23 protein-coding genes are annotated in these 21,074 nt (G+C 44.8%); 11 read left to right on the top strand and 12 right to left on the bottom strand.

Going from position 1 to position 21,074, the window contains the following annotated elements:
- Positions 1-9 precede the first annotated feature (9 nt).
- From lipA to B3014_RS07000, 12 genes are all read right to left on the bottom strand, one after another.
- Entirely contained in the window at positions 10-966 is a 957-nt protein-coding gene (gene lipA / locus B3014_RS07055; protein ID WP_289243315.1) for a lipoyl synthase, read from the bottom strand.
- On the bottom strand, positions 963-1,577 hold the full coding sequence (gene lipB, locus B3014_RS07050) for a lipoyl(octanoyl) transferase LipB (protein ID WP_289243314.1): 615 nt from the start codon (positions 1,575-1,577) through the stop codon (positions 963-965). Before lipB ends, lipA begins: the two co-directional genes overlap by 4 nt.
- Positions 1,578-1,582: 5 nt before the next feature.
- On the bottom strand, positions 1,583-1,858 hold the full coding sequence (locus B3014_RS07045; RefSeq protein ID WP_286304081.1) for an HP0495 family protein: 276 nt from the start codon (positions 1,856-1,858) through the stop codon (positions 1,583-1,585).
- Positions 1,855-2,703 (bottom strand): D-amino-acid transaminase, encoded by an 849-nt coding sequence (gene dat, locus B3014_RS07040; RefSeq protein WP_289243313.1) that lies wholly within the window; start codon positions 2,701-2,703, stop codon positions 1,855-1,857. The genes B3014_RS07045 and dat overlap by 4 nt, the downstream gene beginning before the upstream one ends.
- Positions 2,704-2,709: 6 nt before the next feature.
- Positions 2,710-3,858: a D-alanyl-D-alanine carboxypeptidase family protein gene (locus tag B3014_RS07035; RefSeq protein WP_286304079.1), complete on the bottom strand. Its 1,149-nt coding sequence runs from the start codon at positions 3,856-3,858 to the stop codon at positions 2,710-2,712.
- 24 nt (positions 3,859-3,882) lie between these two features.
- Positions 3,883-4,713, bottom strand: a complete 831-nt coding sequence (locus B3014_RS07030; RefSeq protein ID WP_289243312.1) for a septal ring lytic transglycosylase RlpA family protein — start codon at positions 4,711-4,713, stop codon at positions 3,883-3,885.
- Positions 4,710-5,687, bottom strand: a complete 978-nt coding sequence (mltB, locus tag B3014_RS07025) for a lytic murein transglycosylase B (RefSeq protein WP_289243311.1) — start codon at positions 5,685-5,687, stop codon at positions 4,710-4,712. The genes B3014_RS07030 and mltB overlap by 4 nt, the downstream gene beginning before the upstream one ends.
- A complete protein-coding gene (gene rodA, locus B3014_RS07020) occupies positions 5,684-6,817 on the bottom strand; it encodes a rod shape-determining protein RodA (RefSeq protein WP_289243310.1) in 1,134 nt (377 codons plus the stop codon). Before rodA ends, mltB begins: the two co-directional genes overlap by 4 nt.
- The gene (gene mrdA, locus B3014_RS07015) at positions 6,810-8,663 is read right to left on the bottom strand and encodes a penicillin-binding protein 2 (protein ID WP_289243309.1); all 1,854 of its coding nucleotides are present in this window, start codon (positions 8,661-8,663) and stop codon (positions 6,810-6,812) included. Before mrdA ends, rodA begins: the two co-directional genes overlap by 8 nt.
- A 7-nt stretch (positions 8,664-8,670) precedes the next feature.
- Positions 8,671-9,150 carry a rod shape-determining protein MreD gene (mreD, locus tag B3014_RS07010; protein WP_289243308.1) on the bottom strand — a complete coding sequence of 160 codons (480 nt, stop codon included), beginning with the start codon at positions 9,148-9,150 and terminating at the stop codon, positions 8,671-8,673.
- Positions 9,134-10,036, bottom strand: a complete 903-nt coding sequence (mreC, locus tag B3014_RS07005; protein WP_289243475.1) for a rod shape-determining protein MreC — start codon at positions 10,034-10,036, stop codon at positions 9,134-9,136. The genes mreD and mreC overlap by 17 nt, the downstream gene beginning before the upstream one ends.
- Positions 10,037-10,115: 79 nt before the next feature.
- Positions 10,116-11,162 carry a rod shape-determining protein gene (locus tag B3014_RS07000; protein ID WP_091715336.1) on the bottom strand — a complete coding sequence of 349 codons (1,047 nt, stop codon included), beginning with the start codon at positions 11,160-11,162 and terminating at the stop codon, positions 10,116-10,118.
- A gap of 121 nt (positions 11,163-11,283) precedes the next feature.
- Here B3014_RS07000 and gatC point away from each other — a divergent pair, with 121 nt between their 5' ends.
- From gatC to B3014_RS06945, 11 genes are all read left to right on the top strand, one after another.
- Positions 11,284-11,571 (top strand): Asp-tRNA(Asn)/Glu-tRNA(Gln) amidotransferase subunit GatC, encoded by a 288-nt coding sequence (gene gatC / locus B3014_RS06995; RefSeq protein WP_286304077.1) that lies wholly within the window; start codon positions 11,284-11,286, stop codon positions 11,569-11,571.
- An 18-nt stretch (positions 11,572-11,589) separates the two neighbouring features.
- The gene (gene gatA / locus B3014_RS06990; protein ID WP_289243307.1) at positions 11,590-13,044 is read left to right on the top strand and encodes an Asp-tRNA(Asn)/Glu-tRNA(Gln) amidotransferase subunit GatA; all 1,455 of its coding nucleotides are present in this window, start codon (positions 11,590-11,592) and stop codon (positions 13,042-13,044) included.
- 103 nt (positions 13,045-13,147) lie between these two features.
- Positions 13,148-14,779, top strand: a complete 1,632-nt coding sequence (locus tag B3014_RS06985; protein ID WP_289243306.1) for an acetolactate synthase large subunit — start codon at positions 13,148-13,150, stop codon at positions 14,777-14,779.
- A gap of 7 nt (positions 14,780-14,786) precedes the next feature.
- Complete coding sequence (locus B3014_RS06980) at positions 14,787-15,284, top strand: TlpA family protein disulfide reductase (RefSeq protein ID WP_289243305.1); 498 nt, start codon at positions 14,787-14,789, stop codon at positions 15,282-15,284.
- A gap of 125 nt (positions 15,285-15,409) precedes the next feature.
- The gene (gene rpmB / locus B3014_RS06975; RefSeq protein ID WP_007146527.1) at positions 15,410-15,646 is read left to right on the top strand and encodes a 50S ribosomal protein L28; all 237 of its coding nucleotides are present in this window, start codon (positions 15,410-15,412) and stop codon (positions 15,644-15,646) included.
- 11 nt (positions 15,647-15,657) lie between these two features.
- On the top strand, positions 15,658-15,813 hold the full coding sequence (gene rpmG, locus B3014_RS06970; RefSeq protein WP_007146528.1) for a 50S ribosomal protein L33: 156 nt from the start codon (positions 15,658-15,660) through the stop codon (positions 15,811-15,813).
- A 99-nt stretch (positions 15,814-15,912) separates the two neighbouring features.
- A complete protein-coding gene (locus tag B3014_RS06965; protein ID WP_289243304.1) occupies positions 15,913-17,136 on the top strand; it encodes an EAL and HDOD domain-containing protein in 1,224 nt (407 codons plus the stop codon).
- A gap of 5 nt (positions 17,137-17,141) precedes the next feature.
- The gene (locus tag B3014_RS06960; protein WP_289243303.1) at positions 17,142-18,083 is read left to right on the top strand and encodes an ABC transporter ATP-binding protein; all 942 of its coding nucleotides are present in this window, start codon (positions 17,142-17,144) and stop codon (positions 18,081-18,083) included.
- Positions 18,076-18,822, top strand: a complete 747-nt coding sequence (locus B3014_RS06955; RefSeq protein WP_289243302.1) for an ABC transporter permease — start codon at positions 18,076-18,078, stop codon at positions 18,820-18,822. The genes B3014_RS06960 and B3014_RS06955 overlap by 8 nt, the downstream gene beginning before the upstream one ends.
- Entirely contained in the window at positions 18,819-20,192 is a 1,374-nt protein-coding gene (locus tag B3014_RS06950; protein ID WP_289243301.1) for a GldG family protein, read from the top strand. Before B3014_RS06955 ends, B3014_RS06950 begins: the two co-directional genes overlap by 4 nt.
- Positions 20,189-21,073: a DUF4340 domain-containing protein gene (locus tag B3014_RS06945; protein ID WP_289243300.1), complete on the top strand. Its 885-nt coding sequence runs from the start codon at positions 20,189-20,191 to the stop codon at positions 21,071-21,073. Before B3014_RS06950 ends, B3014_RS06945 begins: the two co-directional genes overlap by 4 nt.
- The last annotated feature ends 1 nt before the right edge of the window (position 21,074 follow it).

The raw sequence follows: 21,074 nt of genomic DNA, 5'->3' as shown, positions 1-21,074 counted from the left end.
CCACACTAATCAGGAAACATGCTCACCCTGTGCCTGTAAATCGGCATGATAAGAAGAACGTACCATCGGACCACTGGCGACATGTTCAAAGCCCATTTGTTTGCCTGCCACGGCAAGATCATCAAATTCGGCTGGCGTGATAAAACGTTCGACCGGTAAGTGATGCCTGCTCGGTTGCAGGTATTGGCCTAATGTCAGCATACGACAACCATGGTCTCGCAGATCTTGCATCACTTGTTTGACTTCATCGATGGTTTCACCCAAGCCCAGCATCAAACCGGATTTGGTCGGCACATCGGGATGCATCTCTTGAAATCGTTTGATTAAATCCAGAGACCACTGGTAGTCAGAGCCAGGTCTGACCGCTTTATATAAGCGGGGAATACTTTCCAGATTGTGATTGAAGATATCCGGCGGACTTTGTTTCAGAATATCGAGCGCCACATCCATACGACCGCGAAAGTCTGGCACCAGTACTTCAATATTGGTTTGCGGTGACTGTTGACGAATTTCATCGATACAACGAACAAAATGGGCCGCTCCACCATCACGTAGATCATCACGATCGACTGAGGTCACCACAACATGCTTCAGTTGCATAGCAGCAATGGTTTTTGCCAGATGTGCTGGTTCGTTCTCATCTAATGGATCAGGACGACCATGCGCCACATCACAAAACGGGCAGCGTCGAGTACATATATTCCCCATAATCAGAAATGTCGCAGTGCCATGGGAAAAACATTCCCCTAAATTAGGACATGCAGCCTCTTCGCAGACGGTATGCAGCTTGTGCTCACGAAGCATGTCTTTAATATGTTTAACCTTAGGGTTGCCATGCGATTTGGCCCGAATCCATTCTGGTTTTCGTTTTGGCTCGCTTGGCTCGATTTTAATGGGAATACGGGAAACCTTTGATTCGCCTTTTAAAGCGCGAACGTCACGTCTACCGTCTGTTAATTCACTCATGCATTTATTCCTAATTGTGTCTGTTGCTGAAAAGCAGACACAAATTGTTGTTTCGCTTCTGACATTGATATATCAATACCGAGCGACGTCATATCAATCACTTCCATACCCGCATAACCACATGGATTAATGTAACTGAAAGGTACGAGATCCATATCAATATTCAAGCTAAGGCCGTGATAACAAGCCCCACGTTTAACACGTAAGCCCAGAGAGGCAATTTTTTGTTCATCGACATAGACACCAGGCGCGTCAGGTCTGGCATAGGCATCGATATCATAATGAGCAAGGATGCTGGTCACTGTTTGTTCGAGATGCGTAACCATCTGTCTGACACCCATCTTGGCTCGCCGTATATCCACTAAGGTATACACAACTAATTGTCCTGGACCATGATAAGTCACTTGTCCACCACGATCTGTGGTCACAATGGGAATAGTCGAGTCCATCAAAATATGAGATGGGTCACCATTTGCGCCTTGGGTAAACACGGGATGATGTTCAAGCAACCATAATTCATCTTCAGTCTCAGCATCACGTTCAAGCGTGAATGACTGCATGGCATTAACTGTAGACTGGTAGTCCACCAGCCCCAGATCTTTAATTTGCATAAACGTTAAAGCACGTATTTGATAGCGTCGTGATCACTCAAATCCTGGTAAATAGCATCGAGCTGAGGTTTACTTGTTGCTCTTATCGTGACCGTGACCGATGTAAATTTACCACCGGAGCTATGCTTCTGACTGACTGCACCCTCGGCAATATCATCGACATGGCGCCGGACAATTTCGACAACAATGCTATCGAGCTCCTCACTCGCTTCTCCCATCGCCTTGATAGCAAAGTCGCAGGGAAACTCTAATAATGTCTCAGATTGTTCTTGTTCACTCATACATTCATCTCCAACTTATGACGTTGGTATAGTTCATTTACTGTCTGCCATATTGGGCCTGGTAGACCTTGGCCAACAGGCTTATCATCCAGAGTCGTCACCGGTAATAACTCTCGCGTTGAGCTGCTAATCCAAATCTCGTCCGCCTGGGTGAGTCTATCTGCAGTCACCGATTCTTCTCTAACTGGAATACCGGTCATAGCCGCCAGTTCGAGAACAAAATCACGAGTAATACCGGGCAGCACTGTATTGTCTTTTGCTGCGGTATAAATAACGCCATCAAAAACCGCATAACTATTACTGGCAGAGCCTTCAGTCATCACACCATCACGAATCAAAATGGCTTCTCCAGCACCCTGCTCGTGCGCTTGCTGTCTCAGCATGGTATTGGGTAACAAAGCAATGGCTTTGATATCGCAACGCTGCCAACGAATATCATCGACCGTGATTGCTTTAATTCCTTGTGTCTTATATAAGCTTGGGACAGCATTAAGCGGATTGCTCATCATAAAGACAGTCGGCTTAACCCCTTGCGGAAAGACATGCTCACGCGGTGCCACACCTCGAGTTACCTGTAGATAAACGGCCTGATTTTCACCCTCGTTATGTTCAATTAACTGAGTGATGAGCTGTGTCCAGTGCGCATCGTCGAAGGGATTACTTAAATGAATCCCATCCAGACTATTTTGCAGCCGGGATAAATGCGCTTTTAAACGAAAAGGCTGGCGACCGTATACAGGGATGACTTCATAAACCCCATCACCGAATAAAAAACCGCGATCGTAAACAGATACTTTTGCCTGCTCAGCAGGCAAAAACGTATCGTTCAGAAAGACAGTCGCCATGACTGCTTAGCCCCAGATCCATAGCATGATTTCATCAATCAGACGGCGCCACCAGCTACCTTGCTCAACATCATTCAGTGCCACTAATTCTTGTTTAGCGACCACTTCATCACCAAGACGAATCTCCACTTCACCTAACACAGTACCGGCTGTAACAGGCGCAATGACGGGTTGCTGAATATTGGTAGTCGCCTCTAGTTGATCGTATTGACCACGTGGTACTGTTACAGACAATGGCTTAGTCAGACCTAAAGCGAGTTGATCCGTCGCGCCTTTCCATACTTTAGTATCGATAATACCGGTATTGGCTTTATACAGCTGATGCGTTTCAAAGAAGCGGAAGCCGTAGTTCATCAACTTTTGCGTTTCTTGAGCACGTGCATTTTCGCTGCGTGTGCCTAAAACCACAGAAATCAACCGCATATCGCCGCGTTTTGCTGAGGCAGCAAGACAGAATCCAGCTTCTTCGGTATGTCCTGTTTTTAAACCATCAACACTGTTATCACGCCAGAGTAATTTGTTACGGTTGTGCTGTGTGATGCCGTTGTAGGTGTATTCTTTTTCTGAATACCATTCATAGTGTTCAGGAAAGTCACGGATTAAGGCGGCCGACAAAATCGCAATATCATGTGCGGTTGTGTAGTGATCAGGATCAGGTAAGCCTGTCGCGTTCATGTAGTTGGTGTTGTACATACCAAGCTGCTGCGCATACTGATTCATCATCTGTGCAAAGGTTTCTTCACTACCCGCAATATGCTCAGCTAGTGCAACTGCAGCATCATTACCTGACTGTACAATCATGCCTCGCATCAAAGACTCAAGGCTGACTTTGGTGTTTACTTCCATAAAGCTGCGTGAACCTTGCATACGCCAAGCTTTTTCACTGATCAACACTTCATCTTCGAGTTTAATGTTGCCGGCATGCAGTTCATGCGACACCACATAAGATGTCATTAGTTTAGTGATACTCGCAGGGGGTAATTTTTGGTCCGCGTTTTCTTCAGCCAGAATTCGACCACTGTCATAATCCATTAAAATGTAGGATTTTGCCGCGACGCTCGGCGCGGAAGGTTGAGGTGTGATAGCACCAGCAAAAACCTGGGTAAATGCGAATAAAAAGGACAGAAATAAAACAACTTTCGTGTGTTTCAGCATATTGAACTCTCTGAATCTAAATGTTTAATCAATAACAATGTGCGAATTGGGATAACCAAGATTAGCTAATTTCGTCGCCAGGCTATCGCCTTGTTCAACGCTGCTTATTGGCCCTATACGCACACGATATAGGGTTCCCTGCGAACTTTTAAATGGCGTAATACTAATGACGCCAGTGACTTCATGCTGTAATTTTCGTTTTATTTGCTCAGCGCGACTCAAGCTGCTGAAAGCCCCCACTTGCAGGAACATTTCTGCTGAGCTCAGTGGCTTTACCGAAGCGGTCACCTTAGGTGCGGCTTCCTTGATTATAGGCGCCACAGTGGCTTTACCTGGTGTGGTTAGCGCTCGTACTTCCACTAGCCCAGTTCCTTTAGCAATAATCCCGAGCTTAGTTGCTGCGCTATATGATAGATCAATCACACGGTTTTCGTGAAACGGACCGCGATCATTCACCTTCACAATGGCTTTTTTACCGTTTTCAAGGTTAGTCACTTCCACATAAGTCGGTAAAGGTAATGTCTTGTGCGCAGCGGTCATTTTGTACATATCGTAAATTTCACCGCTCGACGTTCTGCGACCGTGAAACTTCGTACCGTACCAAGATGCAATCCCTTTTTCACGATACCCTTCAGCACTACTTAAGGTGTAATAGTTTTTGCCTAAAACTTTATATTGACGGGGATTACCATATTTACTTAATGGTTCATTTTTAGGTACTGCATCAGGAATATTACTTAAATCCGGAACGCGTGTGGGCGCACTATCCTGCTCGAGAACGCCAACTTTACCTCCACATGAAGTCAAAAAACCGATTAGCAATAACAACGCTAATCGGTGTGAACTCAAACTCATTTGGTCTTATCCATTTTTTCTCGAATAGCTTGTGCCAGCTGATATACAGCCATGGCATACATACGACTATGATTATAGCGGGTGATCGCATAAAAATTCTGTCTGCCTAACCAGTATTCCTCACCGTCAGCTTGTGTTAAACCAACCACAGATAACACATCATCAGCCGCTGGCACTTGGGAGAGTGAAAAGCCAGCTTCTTTTAGCTGCTGTCGAGTGAATGCGGGTTTGAGATCGTTGGCTAACATGGCTTCAGGAAGTGGTTTACTCGCCCGTGTGCGATGCACGATAGATTGACCAGGTACCCAACCATGTAACTTCAGGTAATTGGCGATACTACCAATAGCATCGGTCGGATTCGTCCAGATATCACGATGGCCATCACCATCAAAATCCACCGCATACGCCAGATAGCTACTTGGCATAAACTGTCCCAATCCCATCGCTCCTGCATATGAACCTACAGGATCCAGTCGAGAGATTTTTTCCTGTTCAGTTAGCACTAAAAACTTTTCCAGTTCACTGGTAAAAAAAGGACTGCGTGGTGGATAACGGAAAGCCAGTGTTGATAAAGCATCAATGACACGATAGCCCCCCATATGCTGACCATAACGTGTTTCCACACCCAATATTGAAATAATGATCTCTGCTGGCACGCCATATTGTTTTTCAGCGGCTTCCAGCGCTTCTTTATGATGTTGCCAGAATTCGTAGCCACCATTGATACGTGAATCGGTCAGAAATATATTTCGGTATTCATACCAAGGCTTACTTTTTTCAGCCGGCCTTGAGATAGCCTTAAGAATGGCATCTTTGACGTCGACCTGGTCAAATACATTGTCTAACTCAGCACGATCGAAACCGTGTTTAGTTACCATCTTATCGATAAAGGAATCGACACCTGGTAATTGGTCATTAGCTTGCACATGGATACTGGCAAGCAGCAGCAAAGAACTAAATAGCGTTTTTTTCACGGTGACATCATCCTTCGGTGAGTATGAATAGACATCAGGATACCGAAGCCTGCCAGCAGGGTCACCATTGACGTGCCCCCATAACTGATCAGGGGCAGCGGCACCCCTACAACGGGTAACAATCCTGTTACCATCCCAACATTAACGAACACATAGACAAGGAAAGTAATAGAAATACTTCCTGCCAGCAGTCTGGCGAAACTACTTTGAGCCTGACTGGCAATATATAGTCCTCTGCTAGCGACCAGTAAATAAACAAATAATAAAATTGCGACACCGACCAAACCGAACTCTTCTGAGATCACAGCAAAAATAAAATCTGTAGAACGTTCAGGTAAGAACTCTAAATGCGACTGTGTGCCCTGTAGCCATCCTTGACCGAATAAGCCTCCAGAGCCAATAGCAATTTTTGACTGAATAATATGATAGCCGGCGCCTAAAGGATCATTTTCCGGATTGAGAAAAGTCAGCACGCGGCGGCGTTGATAATCGTGCATGAAATACCACAGTACAGGAGCAGCAGAGGCACAGGAGACTAAAAAGCCAATAATAATTTTCCAACTGATGCCGGCTAAAAATAAGACAATCAGCCCAGAACTGGCAATCAAAATAGCCGTACCTAAATCAGGCTGTTTCGCAATAAGGAACGCCGGCAGACCAATTAACACTAACCCAACGAGAATACGCCATGTGGATGGAGGCAATGGCCGTTCAGCAATATAGGCTGCTACCAGAATAGGTACAGCCAACTTGATAATTTCTGAAGGCTGGAACCGGAAAAAGCCTAAATTCAACCAACGCTGAGCGCCTTTTCCCTCATGCCCAAACAACAACACAGCAATAAGTAAAACCAAGCCGAAGCCATAAAGCAGATAAGCATTATCGCGAAGTCGGTCAGGATCAATCTGAGCTATCGCTAGCATAACCGTCACTGCCATACCGATTCTCACCAGCTGACGAATAATAATGCCAGTATCCTGCCCACCAGCACTGAACAGCATCATTAATCCTGCACCCAACAAAACAAGCAGGCCGAGTAACAAAAGAGGATCGATATGAAATCGCCGCAACATGGTGGAGAATTGCCACTGATGCGGCTTTCTTCTATCGCTTAGCAGGCTACTACTCATCGACTTCAAATCCAAAATACTGTTGAATTAATTTTCTAGCAATAGGTGCGGCTACTTTACTACCACTCCCCCCATTTTCGACCACAACAGCCACAGCAAACTCGGGTTTATCGGCTGGAGCAAAGGCAATAAATAAAGCATGGTCATGGAGCTTTCGTTCCAGAGTTTCAGCATCGTACTCTTCATCCTGTGCTATGCCGAATACCTGGGCTGTCCCTGTTTTACCCGCCACTTTAAAAGGCATGTCTTTCCCCACTGATCTGGCTGTACCCCGCTCTCCGTGGATCACTTCAACCATGGCTTGCACGACGGCTTCCCAGTTTTGACTATTTTGCATTGGCAGATTGTTCATAATCTCACTGTTCCTGAGATTCATATCTGCTTGCCCAGCCGGGCGACTTGCCCTCACCACTTGTGGCTGCATTGAGATGCCTCGCATAGCCAGTGTCGCTGTAGCATGAGCCAGCTGAACGGGTGTAGTTTGGTTAAAGCCCTGGCCTATTCCTGAAATCAATGTTTCACCTGGAAACCACGCTTGATTTCGACTGGCTCGTTTCCATTCACTCGATGGTGACAAACCTTCACTTTCATTGGGTAAATCGATACCGCTGCGATGGCCAAAGCCAAAATAATCAAGAAAATGATGCAAACGATCGATGCCCAGCGCATGAGCCAAATCGTAGAAATATACGTCGCAAGACTGAGCTACTGCATCTTTCATATCAACCATACCATGGCCATAACTTTTCCAGCAGCGATAACGATGACTACTGCCTGGTAAGCTATACCATCCAGGACAATAGGTTTTAGAGCGTTCATTGACAACGCCCAGTTCCAGTCCTGCCAAGGCCACAAAAGGTTTAAGTGTCGAACCAGGTGGATAGTGACCACGAAGCGCTCTATCAAACAACGGTCTCTCAGGCGAATCCCTCAACGCCCCGTATTCTTTACTACTGATACCTGAAACGAATGAATTCGGATTGTAGTCAGGCTTGCTCACTAGCGCTAAAACCCCACCATTGCGTGGGTCAATCGCCACCACTGAGCCATTGTAGTCCCCCAATGATGTCGCTGCGACACGTTGCAGGTTAATATCCAGGTTTAAATATAAATCATCGCCTGACTGTGAGGGTTCAGACAGAAGTTCACGTACAATACGGCCTTGAACATTTGTTTCTACCTGACGGTAGCCCACACTGCCATGTAGTTTATCTTCGTATTCCTTTTCAATGCCTGTTTTACCAATCTGAGAAGTCCCTTTGTAGTCTTTCTGATCGATGATTTGCATATCACGCTCGTTAATACGGCCAACGTAACCAACAGCATGTGCAAACAAGTTATTCTGTGGATAATGTCGTATCAGACGACCTTCGATATCCACACCAGGAAAACGATAACGGTTAGCAGAGAAGCGAGCGACCTCTTCTTCTGTGAGTCGTTGCCGGATCACGACATGGTGAAAGCGGCGCTGACGCTGCATACGTTCCTTGAAGGCCTCTATGTCCTCCTCAGACAAAGCGAGTAATTGACTCAACTCATGCAGGGTTTCATCAAGATTGGGGACTTTTTCAGGTACCATTTCCAAACTGAATGTTGGAATATTTTCAGCCAGCAAGACCCCGTTACGATCGTAAATGAGTCCCCGCTGGGGCGGTAATGGCTCGATATCCACACGGTTACGGTCTGAGAGTGAATCAAAGTGTTCATATTCAAACACTTGCAAATACACTAACCGGAAGATCACGATGCTAAAAATAATCACTGACAGTAGACCAGCGAATAACAAACGTCCGTTTACAAGGCGACTCTCACGAAAATGATCTTTAAGCGTAAACTTTGAAGCCATATAACGTTCACGTTACCTGAAATGTACGGCGAATTTTACGCAGAATCGCATACATCACCGGCCATAACAGCGTACTTGTTAGCACGGGCATCCAGCTTTCCCAGTGCAACGTTGCTCGAGTAGCGACAACATCAACAAACTCCACCAACAGCACAACAGAAAAAATGGTTAAGGCTTGTTGCCAAAGTGGATATTGACGTAACTGCAAATGGAAACGTGCTATCAAATAAATAGCTAGTGCATAGCTGAAAGCCATCACACCCAATATCCCACCCATGGTGATATCCATGACAAAGCCTGTAAACCAGGCCACACCAATACTGACACGATGAGGCAACGCCATCGCCCAGTAAATGAGTGTCATCACTACCCATTCCGGCCGGAAAAAACGCGCGTAATCTGGTAACGGCACCAGCATCAACATAATGGAAATGATGAGCGTGATAACAATCACAAAACCATTACGGGTCCTAATTGTCGTCGCCACTGTCGACCTCCGTGGTTGATGACGATTCCTCAGCTGGTTTCGTTGTTGTGCGCTCTGTTTGAATTTTTTCGCCTGGCAGAACTAACATCACTTCACGACTTGTGGATAACTTGGCTGCTGGCTCCACTTTGATATCAGCAAATGGTTTACCTTGAGGAAACTCAACGGATACCACTTTACCTACCGGATAGCCAACAGGAAACCGACCACCAAGCCCTGATGTGACTAATAAGTCGCCTTCTCGAATATCCGCATTATGTGGTAGAAAATCCATTTGAAGGTACTCGCCTAAACCTCGGCCCGTGACCACAGCCCGAAGACCATTACGATTGATTTGAACAGGGATGCTATGACTTGGATCGGTCAACAACACAACACGACTTGATACGGCAGAGGTTTCGGTCACCTGCCCCATTACCCCTGTGGCATCCAACACCGGTTGCCCGACATACACACCATAATTTTCACCCTTATCAATCACGACTTGTTGAGAAAAAGGATCAAGATCTATGGTCAGCAATTCTGCTACTTGAACACGTTCTTGCAGACGAAATGATGAACCTAACAACTCTTTGAGTCGCATGTTTTCTCGTTCGAGTGACTGCAGTTTCTGCAAGCGAATATTCTGCAACATATTATTCGCTTCCATGACGGTAATTTTTTCTCGTAATTGTTTACGATCCTGAAAAAAATCACTGACCCATTCACTCAAATCTGTAGGAAGCGATGCCGCCGCCTGCACAGGATAGACTGCCGTTGACAACAAAGAACGCACAGGTTTGAAGTAATCCAGACGCGTATCAAGGAAAAACACCATGATAGAGGCTACAAGCGCCAGTAGCATCCGGGTGTTTAAAGAAGGTGTATGGGCAAATAAAGGTTTAATAACTCAACGTCCAAAACTAAAAGACCTTCGCAAATGCATAACACTCGCAAAGGTCTTACGACTTATTAACTAAAAATCATTATTCAAAGGTAAAAACGTCTGTACCTTTTTCATCAATCATTTCAAGCGCACGACCACCGCCACGAGCGACACAGGTAAGTGGATCTTCTGCAATAATTGCAGGTAAGCCTGTTTCTTCGATAAGTAAGCGATCCAAATCACGCAGCAATGCACCACCACCGGTTAATACGATACCTCGCTCGGCCACGTCAGCACCTAGTTCTGGCGGAGTTTGCTCTAAAGCAGTCTTAACCGCTGCTACAATACCAGAAAGTGGATCCTGCAAGGCTTCCAAAATCTCATTACTGTTTAGAGTAAAGCTTCTCGGCACACCTTCAGCCAGATTCCGTCCACGCACTTCCATTTCACGCACTTCATTACCGGGGTAAGCTGAACCAATTTCTTTTTTAATTTTTTCCGCGGTTGATTCACCAATTAACGTGCCGTAGTTTCGACGCACATAGTTGACTATGGCTTCATCAAATAAATCACCACCGATACGTACTGAAGCAGAATAAACAATACCGTTTAATGAGATAACCGCGACTTCTGTTGTACCACCACCGATATCCAGTACCATCGAGCCGCTGGCTTCATCAACAGGCATACCGGCACCAATGGCTGCTGCCATCGGCTCTTCAATCAGAAACACATCTCGTGCCCCTGCGCCAGCAGCAGATTCGCGAATTGCACGACGTTCAACTTGCGTTGAACCACAGGGAACACAAACTAAAACGCGCGGACTCGGCTTGAGAAAACGTCCTTCGTGTACTTTACGAATAAAATGCTGCAACATTTTTTCCGTCACGGTGAAATCAGCGATAACACCATCTTTCAATGGCCTGATGGCAGTGATATTACCTGGCGTTCGTCCTAACATGCGCTTGGCTTCGACACCGACCGCAGCTATAGAACGAGGACCACCAGGGCCTTTATCCTGACGAATAGCAACAACAGAAGGCTCGTCTAAGACAATTCCTTTGCCGCGCACATAAATCAGCGTATTCGCTGTTCCAAGATCGATCGACAGATCGTTGGAGAAAATTCCACGTAAACGTTCAAACATTGAAGAAACCACACCTGAAAGGGGTAAAATAGATACTTTAGCAATGCTCTGGGCTGTTGGGCAAGCAACTAATCATTTAAACTTACTGCTTTGTTGAAGCAATTAACCTTTGGAACTGTCGATGAGTTTAGATAAACACGATGTAGAAAAAATCGCGCACCTCGCACGCCTGTCGATACAGGAAGATGATATTCCTCATTATGCACGGGATTTGAATAATATTCTTAATTTAGTTGACCAATTAAGCGCAGCTGACACTAACGACATACTTCCTATGGCTCACCCCCTCGATGCACATCAGCGTTTACGCCCCGACAGTGTGACCGAAGTCAATCAGCGTGATGCATTTCAGGCGATTGCACCTAAAACTGAAGCCGGTGTCTATCTGGTTCCTAAAGTTATTGAATAAAGCAACACAGGCAAACACATGCATAACAAATCACTTTCAGAATTATCGGCAGCCCTGCACAACAATGAAATAAGCAGTGTTGAACTCACTCAGCATTATCTTGACCGCATCAATCAGCATAACGGCACTTTAAATGCCTTCATCACTGTGACCGAAGAGCGAGCACTGGAACAGGCAAAAGCCGCAGATAAGTTATTGGCAGAAAACAAAGCTGGTGTTTTAACTGGCATTCCTCTCGCCCATAAAGATATTTTCTGTACAAAAGGTGTTCGCACCAGTTGCGCTTCCAAGATGCTGGATAAGTTTATTGCTCCCTATGATGCCACTGTCGTCGAAAAGATTGACCAGGCCGGCATGGTCACATTGGGTAAAACCAATATGGACGAATTTGCTATGGGTTCGTCGAATGAAACCAGCTGGTATGGCCCTGTAAAAAATCCGTGGGATACCGACCGCGTACCTGGTGGTTCATCAGGTGGTTCAGCAGCAGCCATGGCGGCACGTTTAGCGCCCGTTGCTACAGGTACGGATACAGGTGGTTCGATTCGTCAACCTTCTTCTCTGTGTAATCTGACCGGTTTGAAACCCACTTATGGCCGTATTTCTCGCTACGGCATGATTGCTTTCGCTTCAAGCCTGGATCAAGCTGGCCCCATGGCCAACAGTGCTGAAGATGCTGCCTGGCTGATGAACGTGATGTCAGGGTTTGATGAGAAAGACTCTACGAGTGTCGATCGTGATGTGCCAGATTACACAGCGAGTTTGAATGATTCACTTGAAGGCCTAACTATCGGCCTGCCAAAAGAATATTTTGGTGAAGGCCTCGATCCGCGTGTAGCCGCTACGGTAGAAGCGGCCATCAAGACATATGAAAAAATGGGCGCGACATTAAAGGAAATCACCTTACCCAACACGGATCTGGCTGTGCCGACATACTATGTCGTAGCGCCAGCAGAATGTTCGTCTAACTTATCAAGAATGGATGGCGTACGTTTCGGTCACCGCGCTGAAGATCCGAAAGACTTAATGGATCTCTACACCCGTTCACGTGGCGAAGGTTTTGGCGAAGAAGTCAAACGTCGCATCATGATTGGTACTTATGCCTTATCGGCTGGTTACTACGATGCTTACTACTTAAAAGCACAGCAATGCCGTCGTCTTATTAGTAATGACTTCCAGGAAGCATTTAAAGAAGTCGATGTGATTATGGGACCAACAGCCACCAATCCTGCTTTCCGTTTTGGTGAGAAAACAGACGATCCGGTTGCGATGTATCTGGAAGATATTTACACCATCAATACCAATCTGGCTGGTTTGCCTGGTATGTCTATTCCAGCTGGTTTCGTTGAGGGCTTACCTGTCGGTTTACAAATTATTGGTAACTACTTTGATGAAGCGAGATTATTAAATATCGGTCATCGTTATCAACAAGAAACAGACTGGCATCAACGTATTCCTGATGCGTTCAAATAATCCTACTTTAAAGGGGCTCACCGCCCCTTTTTTATGGGTCAGATATGACACTTATCTGGTATTCTTGCAGCACACATCAATCAGGGCATGAGGAAACCGCCAGATGAAGGCAGCAGAGCTATTTGTCAAAGCGCTCGAAAATGAAGGCGTGGAATATATATTTGGTATCCCAGGTGAAGAAAATCTGGATGTCATGGATGCATTGCTGGATTCATCTATCCAATTTATTACCACTCGCCATGAACAGGGGGCGGCTTTTATGGCCGATGTTTATGGTCGACTTACAGGTAATGCCGGTGTTTGTATTGCTACCCTGGGGCCAGGCGCAACGAATCTCATCACGGGTGTCGCGGATGCCAATATGGATCACGCCCCACTCATTGCTATTGCCGGACAAGCGTCGACGCATCGACTCCATAAAGAGTCCCATCAAGTGCTGGATTTGGAAGCGATGTTTCGGCCAATAACCAAATACGCATCGCGTATTGTCAGCCCTGAAGTTATTCCAGAAGTGGTTCGTAAAGCGTTTAAAGTCGCTCAAACAGAAAAAACCGGGGCCTGCTTTATTGAGTTTCCTGAAAATATTGCCGAAATGGACATTGATGATGTGCCGTTACGTGTCAAAAATGCAACGGCTCCCGAACCCGCAGCAGAAGAAATCGAACGTGCGGCAGAAGTTATTTCAAATGCTAAAAGCCCGATTATTTTGGCAGGCAACGGGGTTATTCGTGCCAATGCCTGTGATGAACTAGCTGAATTTTCAGAAAAGCTGGGCATCCCTATTGCCAATACCTTTATGGCAAAAGGCGTCGTACCCTTCCGTCATCCAATGGCCTTGGGCAGTGTGGGCCTGCAATCGAATGACTACGCCAACTGTGGTTTCGCCAATGCCGATGTCATTATCTGTATTGGTTACGATATTGTGGAGTACCACCCATATCTTTGGCACCCATCGCGTGATCGTACTATTGTTCACATAGATACCACTCATGCTGAAGTGGATGGACACTACAGTATCAGTTTGGCTGTAGTCGGTAATATTCGTCATAGCCTCAATCGTGTAGCCGCCATCACTACCCCACACCAGGGCAAGGCGATGCGTACATTGAGAGACAGTTTGATTACTGAGATGAATATGCATCGTGATGATCTGGAATTTCCAGTGAAACCACAAAAAATCATCTGGGATCTGCGCACAGCCATGGATTTACAAGACATTGTCATCTGCGACGTAGGTGCTCATAAAATGTGGATGTCACGGATGTTCCGCTGTGAATACCCTAATACCTGCATCATATCCAACGGATTTGCCAGTATGGGCATTGCCGTACCGGGTGCTATCGCCGCTAAATTAGCCAATCCCCAACGTAAAGTTGTGGCCGTGACAGGGGATGCTGGATTTTTGATGAACTCTCAAGAAATCGAAACCGCGATGCGCCTGAGTATCGCTATAGTCATTCTGGTATGGAACGATGCCAGTTACGGCCTGATTGAGTGGAAACAACAAAACCAATTTGGTCGGACCAGTCATGTACAATTTACCAACCCGGATTTTGTTCAGTATGCGCAATCTTTTGGTGCAGTTGGTGTCAGAGTTGAGGAGACGGAGCAGTTAATGCCCATTCTAAAAGAAGCTTTAGACAGAAATACCGTGACTGTTATTGATTGCCCGGTTGATTATCGAGAGAACCTCAAACTAACAGAAGCATTAGGCCAACTCACTTTAACGATTTAAATAACTGATGACACACATAATTAAACCCGCCATTGGCATTCTTATTCTTGGCATTATCGCGGCACTTATTTTTAATTCAGTGCAAGGACAACAAGGCCTTCCGGACAAGACCTTCACTGATTTAGACGGAAACACCCACTCACTTCAGGACTACAAGGGCAAACCTTTATTAGTCATTTTCTGGGCGACAGACTGTCCTGCTTGTGTGCAAGAACTTCCGGAACTCAAAGCCATTTATAAAGAATATGTGCCCAAAGGTTTAGAAGTTATCAGTGTGGCGTTGGCTCATGACAAGCCTGAGCATTTATTAGCGATGCGCATAGAAAAACAAATTCCCTACACCATCACTTGGGATAAAACAGGTGAACTGGCAAATGCATTTAGTAATGTACGCGTCACTCCAACGCATTTTTTATATTCCGCTGAAGGGGATGTCGTGATGCGCAAAATTGGTAGTGTCTCAAAAGAGATGCTCAGCGAGAAACTCAGCAGTATGGGGCTGTAGCAAATTCGAATACATTTACACTACACTTCTATAGTCTTGTATGGTATAAAGTACGGCTTTGTAAATGCAGGCAGGGACCAAAATCGGCGCCCTGTGGTAAAAGTGTATCAGGAGCAGGTTTTAAAATGGCCAGAGTATGTCAGGTAACGGGCAAGCGCCCTATGAGCGGTAACAATGTTTCACACGCTCATAACAAAACAAAACGTCGTTTCTTACCCAACCTTCACTCACACCGTTTTTGGGTTGAGTCTGAAAATCGCTGGGTCAAGCTGCGTGTCAGCAACCATGGTCTGCGCATCATCGATAAGAGAGGGATTGATTCCGTCCTTACTGACATTCGCGCCCGTGGCGAAAAAATTTAGGAGAGTAAGACATGCGCGATAAAATTAAATTAGTCTCATCTGCTGGTACTGGTCACTACTACACCACAGATAAAAACAAACGTACCATGCCTGAAAAATTAGAGATCAAAAAGTTTGATCCTGTTGTGCGCAAACACGTTATGTATAAAGAAGCTAAAATCAAATAATATTGCCCACAATATTATTTTGGAAAAACCCGCACTAGCGGGTTTTTTTATGCCTGCATTAACACTATGATATCAACTCATTTCTTTAAGTTGTAATTCATGACCAACGTTGCTGATTTATCCTCCATCGTTCTAGCCAGACAACCCATTTTTGATCGTCAATATAATATTCATGCCTATGAATTATTATTTCGCAATAACACTAGCCAACAATCTGCTGATATTGGGCGCTATTCCGGCGATATTGCGACTACCCGGGTAATCAATTACAGCTTTCTCGAGCTTGGGATAGAACGGGTAATCGGCACACATCTGGCATTTGTTAATCTGACCCGCAATTTCATTTTAAGTGATGACCCAATCCCATTTGGTGGAGAAAGGGTTGTGTTAGAAATCCTCGAAGATATTGATATTGACGACGAGTTAATCCATGCCGTAAAAAAGCTGGCATTAGCTGGTTACCATATCGCACTTGATGATTTTATTTTCCATGAGTCTTTACGTCCACTTATCGAGTTAGCCACCATAATCAAAGTGGATATTCTCGCCTTGTCTGAAGCAGAGTTAAGACAACATGTTGCCCTACTCCGTGAATATCCGGTTAAGTTACTGGCAGAGAAGGTGGAGACTAAATCTGAATTTGAGCTATGTATGGCACTTGGGTTCGATTATTTTCAAGGCTACTTTTTCTGTCGGCCAGAAATCATTTCAGATAAACCTATTCCTGATAGTAAGCTTAAACTGCTGGAGCTGCTAAGCAAATTACAAGATCCTGATATTGAATTTAAAACGATCGAGTCAATCATTCGCCAAGACCCAGGCCTTAGTCTAAAATTACTACGTTTACTTAACTCAGCCGCTATTGGGTTTCCCAGACAAATAAACTCGCTACGTGAAGGCCTTGTTATTTTAGGGCTAAAAGCGATAAAAACATGGACCACATTAATCGTCATGAGCGAGATGAGTCCTGGACCAGCAGAACTAATTCAGGTGACGTTGGTCAGAGCCAAGATGGCAGAAAAGATAGCGCCTGAATTTGACTGTCATTCTGAGGCTGGTTTTTTATTAGGCTTGTTCTCAACGATTGATACGATGCTGTCAAAGCCCATGAATGAGGTTATTAACTCGATCCCTCTAAGCAATGAATCAAAGCTTGCACTAATTAGTCGAGGTGGTATAAAAGGCCAACTATTGAATTGCATTATCGACTACTGTGAAGGCCGCTGGTCTCAGTCATCAGAAGACGGGCCTTCATTGGAAAAGCTGAGCAATGCCTATATTGAAGCTAATGAGTGGGCCACTATGACTCTTAATACAATTTAGTATTCATGACTGATTCCAAACTCTTACTCGAAGCAAAAGAACTATCTCGGTTTTTCGGCGACACTGCCGCCGTGAACAATGTCAGTTTTAATATTAAACAAGGTGAAGTCCTTGGATTTTTAGGCCCGAATGGTGCTGGCAAAAGTACGACAATGCGCATGTTGACCGGCAATCTCGCTCCAGATAATGGTCAGATAATAATCAATGGTATTGATTTACTGGATGACCCTAAACAGGCTAAAGCCTGTATTGGTTACCTACCTGAAACGCCACCACTTTATAAAGAACATACCGTCACTGAGTTTTTACAGTTTTGTGCCCGGCTGAATGGCATAGCTAAAAAACAGCAAAAATCTGCAGTCGACACAGTGATAGAACGCTGTGGTCTGACAGAAGTGAGCAAACGATTAATTGCGAATTTATCCAAAGGCTTTCAGCAGCGTGTTGGTATCGCACAGGCTATTATCCACTCGCCAGCCGTAGTGATCTTAGATGAACCGACCTCTGGGCTCGACCCCATCCAGATTCGGGAGATTCGTCAACTTATTCGTGATATTGCCAATGAACATAGTGTCATTCTGTCTACTCATATTCTGCCCGAAGTGCAGATGTTATGTGACAGAGTGCAAATCATTTCTAAAGGCCAGTTATTATTTAATGACAGTCTGCAAAAGTTAACCGAACAAATGCAATCAACCGCTATTGTAGTTGGTTTCTCACACAGTGTAGATATAGGTTCTTTGAGTGCTATCAATGGTGTGAATAATGTCGTAAAGATAGATGAACAGCATTTTAAACTCTCTTATCTGCCAGATCATGATCCAACACAGGCCCTTTTAAGAGAGGCTGTTGAACATAACTGGCCACTCACATCATTAATGCCCGAACAGCATTCTTTAGAAGATGTATTTATGAAAATCATTCGTGAAGAAGATGCCCATGTTTAACATCGCCCGTAATGAATTACATCGCTTGTTCTTATCACCTCTGGCTTGGGTAATCTTGGCATTGAGTCAATTATTGCTGGCTTATCTGTTTTTAACGCATATGGATTATTTCAACAGTATCCAAAGTCGCATTTCTGCTATTCCTGGTGCCCCAGGGGTCACAGAACTGGTAGCCATGCCACTCTTAAGTAATGCTGCGATCATTGCCCTGCTGATTAGTCCCTTGTTGACCATGCGCAGTTTTGCTGAAGAACGCAGAAATGAGACCCTTCCTTTACTCTCATCTGCACCGCTGAGCATGTTTGATATCGTTATTGGTAAGTTCTTAGGTACCCTGACATTTTTCCTGATAATGGCATCACTCACTGTTTTGATGATTTGTTCCCTGGCCGTTGGTACCACTTTGGATTTTTATCAATTAAGTGCAGGTGTTATTGGTCTGATTTTGTTAGTCGCCAGCTTCAGCGCGGTAGGCATTTATATGTCCAGTTTAACCAGACAACCTACCATCGCTGCTATCAGTACCTTTGCCATTTTATTTTTGTTTTGGATTATAGATTGGGCCAGTCACAGCACAACTGAATTCTCATTACTGAGTTGGCTGTCGTTGTTAAAACACTTTGAACCCATGATGCAGGGACAAATCAATACCCAGGATATCAGCTACTTCGCACTCATTATTTTTGCTTTTCTATTACTGACGGTTCGTCGACTGGATAGAGAACGTCTAGACCAATGAAAATCACCAAACGCGCACAACTCCTCATTCGTTTTCAGCAAGTTATATTTTATGCTTTGCTGCTGGCTGCCGTTGTCTTACTGGGTCAGCTGTCAATTGCCACCAATAAGCAGTTTGACTGGACACAAAATCATAGACATACGCTATCTGAAACCAGTTTAGCGATTCTCGATAATCTAAAAGATAATATTACTATCCAGGTTTTTGTGAGTCCTGATTATGAATACCGGGCTGCTATTGTTGAATTATTACAACGCTATCAACAGCATAGCGATAAGTTAACCATACAGTTTGTGGACCCAAGTTTTTCACCTGACATCGTCAGACAATTTAATATCCAACAGCAAGGTGAAATGGTAGTCAGCCATGGTGAACAAAAACAGCATGTGTTTGATCTGTCCGAACAATCACTAAGCAATGCCTTGGTCACTGTCTCCCGACAATCACAGCCCTGGTTAATATTTGTTGAAGGCCATGGTGAACGCAGTCCGTATGATAAAAGCGACTTTGGCTTGAGTACACTGGTACAAAATCTAGGCAATCAAGGCATAAAAGTCCGTTCACAAAACTTATTGGATACACCAGACATCCCGGACAACAGTGCGGCTTTAGTCATTGCCAGCCCTGAAAAAGAATGGCTACCTGGTGAAATCAATATTGTTCGCGACTATTTAGACAAAGGTGGCAATCTACTCTGGTTAGCAGACCCAACTCAGACTAAGTCGTTGGGAGCTTTGGCTGAAAAATTAGGCATTGAATTTGTGCCAGGCACGGTACTTGATCCTAACTCCAGCATGCTGGGGATTGATGACCCACGCTTTGTTCTGATTACCGACTATGCCAATCATCCTGTCGGTCAGGCCGCCAAAAGTGTCACCATTCTGGCCGAAGCCAGTGCCATCCAAATAGCTGAAGATAACTCAGAAAACCCATGGCGTTATATCAATCTTTTGAACAGCCAGCCTAATGCCTGGGTGGAAACTTCTAGCATTACACAAGCAAACCTCAGTCAGCAAACATTCGATAAAGGTGCTGATGTGGCCGGCCCAGTTTCACTCGGCATGCTCATTACCTGCGATACGGACAGCAATATCGATAAATCACAAAGGATTGCCGTTATCGGTGATGCCGACTTTGTCGCGAATAGCTACATTGGTAACGCAGCCAATCTGGATTTGGGATTAGGTCTTCTGAATTGGTTAGTAGAAGACGATGGTCTTATCACGATTCCAATAAAAACCAGTGTTGGTACACAACTGACCTTATCCAACACGGAATCGATGATTATCGGTTTTGGCTTTTTATTTGCTATGCCATTACTTCTCCTTACAGTTGGACTCACTCTGTGGTGGCGGAGAAAACGTCGATGAAAAGCAGCTATTTCACTAATTTTATTTTGTTGTTATTAGTCGTTGGTTTATTCTGGTTTTCTCAACATAACGCTAATCAGCAGAATGATCATTCAGTCCAATTATTAACATCACTAAATCCTGCTGATATCAATACCATTGATATCCAACAACGACAAAAAAATGATATCAAGCTAATCCGCGATAATGCATCCTGGCGCTTGATGTCACCTTACCCTGCCCCTGTCAGCCAAACCCGCATCAATCTCATTCTGAGCTTGTTAAAAACACCCGTTCATGGTGAGTTTCAGCCCATGGATACCTCGTCGCTTGCTCAGTTTGGTCTCCATACCCCCTCGGTGATCGTCAGCTTAAACAATGAGAGTTTTGCGTTGGGTGATGTAGAGCCTATTAGTAAACGTCGTTATGTGCTTTATCAACACATCATTTATCTTATCGATGATGATGTTATGCCCTTATTAACTGCGAGTGCTGATAGCTTTATTGATAACAGGCTTATTGCTGAACATAAAAACATTGAAAAACTCACACTGCCCCGCTCTCTGAATAATCCAGAACCGCTGCAACTAACTCTCTCAAATGGCCAATGGCAATCTGATGATAAAAACTTAACAAGTGATGCGTTAAAGGTGTTGATAGATAGCTGGCAATTTGCCTATGCAACTCAGGTCAGGAAAGTCACATCAGCCGAGTTAATGGCAAAACCTGGTCCTCAAATTACACTTTGGCTGGAAGGTCAAAAACGGCCTGTTTCATTGATCATGCAGACCACTGACAATAACCTTATTCTGACCAATCAAGATTTAAGCTTAGAATATATTTTCCCTATGGCGATGAGCTCCCAGCTATTACCTAATACGCCCACTCAAACTAACGAATAGA

The organism is Methylophaga sp. UBA678 (assembly GCF_002299105.1).
Classification (GTDB): domain Bacteria; phylum Pseudomonadota; class Gammaproteobacteria; order Nitrosococcales; family Methylophagaceae; genus Methylophaga; species Methylophaga marina.
The sequence above is the reverse complement of the archived record's forward strand: the minus strand, read 5'-3'. Positions and strand labels throughout refer to the sequence as shown.

Excerpts from the sequence above, each read along its gene's own strand:
- rodA (WP_289243310.1), bottom strand. The coding sequence starts at position 6,817 with ATGAGTAGTAGCCTGCTAAGCGATAGAAGAAAGCCGCATCAGTGGCAA.
- B3014_RS07045 (WP_286304081.1), bottom strand. The coding sequence starts at position 1,858 with ATGAGTGAACAAGAACAATCTGAGACATTATTAGAGTTTCCCTGCGAC.
- B3014_RS06960 (WP_289243303.1), top strand. The coding sequence starts at position 17,142 with ATGACTGATTCCAAACTCTTACTCGAAGCAAAAGAACTATCTCGGTTT.
- lipB (WP_289243314.1), bottom strand. The coding sequence starts at position 1,577 with ATGCAAATTAAAGATCTGGGGCTGGTGGACTACCAGTCTACAGTTAAT.
- gatC (WP_286304077.1), top strand. The coding sequence starts at position 11,284 with ATGAGTTTAGATAAACACGATGTAGAAAAAATCGCGCACCTCGCACGC.
- B3014_RS07030 (WP_289243312.1), bottom strand. The coding sequence starts at position 4,713 with ATGAGTTTGAGTTCACACCGATTAGCGTTGTTATTGCTAATCGGTTTT.
- lipA (WP_289243315.1), bottom strand. The coding sequence starts at position 966 with ATGAGTGAATTAACAGACGGTAGACGTGACGTTCGCGCTTTAAAAGGC.
- B3014_RS07035 (WP_286304079.1), bottom strand. The coding sequence starts at position 3,858 with ATGCTGAAACACACGAAAGTTGTTTTATTTCTGTCCTTTTTATTCGCA.
- B3014_RS06980 (WP_289243305.1), top strand. The coding sequence starts at position 14,787 with ATGACACACATAATTAAACCCGCCATTGGCATTCTTATTCTTGGCATT.
- rpmG (WP_007146528.1), top strand. The coding sequence starts at position 15,658 with ATGCGCGATAAAATTAAATTAGTCTCATCTGCTGGTACTGGTCACTAC.
- B3014_RS06955 (WP_289243302.1), top strand. The coding sequence starts at position 18,076 with ATGTTTAACATCGCCCGTAATGAATTACATCGCTTGTTCTTATCACCT.
- gatA (WP_289243307.1), top strand. The coding sequence starts at position 11,590 with ATGCATAACAAATCACTTTCAGAATTATCGGCAGCCCTGCACAACAAT.
- rpmB (WP_007146527.1), top strand. The coding sequence starts at position 15,410 with ATGGCCAGAGTATGTCAGGTAACGGGCAAGCGCCCTATGAGCGGTAAC.
- B3014_RS06965 (WP_289243304.1), top strand. The coding sequence starts at position 15,913 with ATGACCAACGTTGCTGATTTATCCTCCATCGTTCTAGCCAGACAACCC.
- B3014_RS07000 (WP_091715336.1), bottom strand. The coding sequence starts at position 11,162 with ATGTTTGAACGTTTACGTGGAATTTTCTCCAACGATCTGTCGATCGAT.
- mrdA (WP_289243309.1), bottom strand. The coding sequence starts at position 8,663 with ATGGCTTCAAAGTTTACGCTTAAAGATCATTTTCGTGAGAGTCGCCTT.
- dat (WP_289243313.1), bottom strand. The coding sequence starts at position 2,703 with ATGGCGACTGTCTTTCTGAACGATACGTTTTTGCCTGCTGAGCAGGCA.
- B3014_RS06945 (WP_289243300.1), top strand. The coding sequence starts at position 20,189 with ATGAAAAGCAGCTATTTCACTAATTTTATTTTGTTGTTATTAGTCGTT.
- B3014_RS06985 (WP_289243306.1), top strand. The coding sequence starts at position 13,148 with ATGAAGGCAGCAGAGCTATTTGTCAAAGCGCTCGAAAATGAAGGCGTG.
- B3014_RS06950 (WP_289243301.1), top strand. The coding sequence starts at position 18,819 with ATGAAAATCACCAAACGCGCACAACTCCTCATTCGTTTTCAGCAAGTT.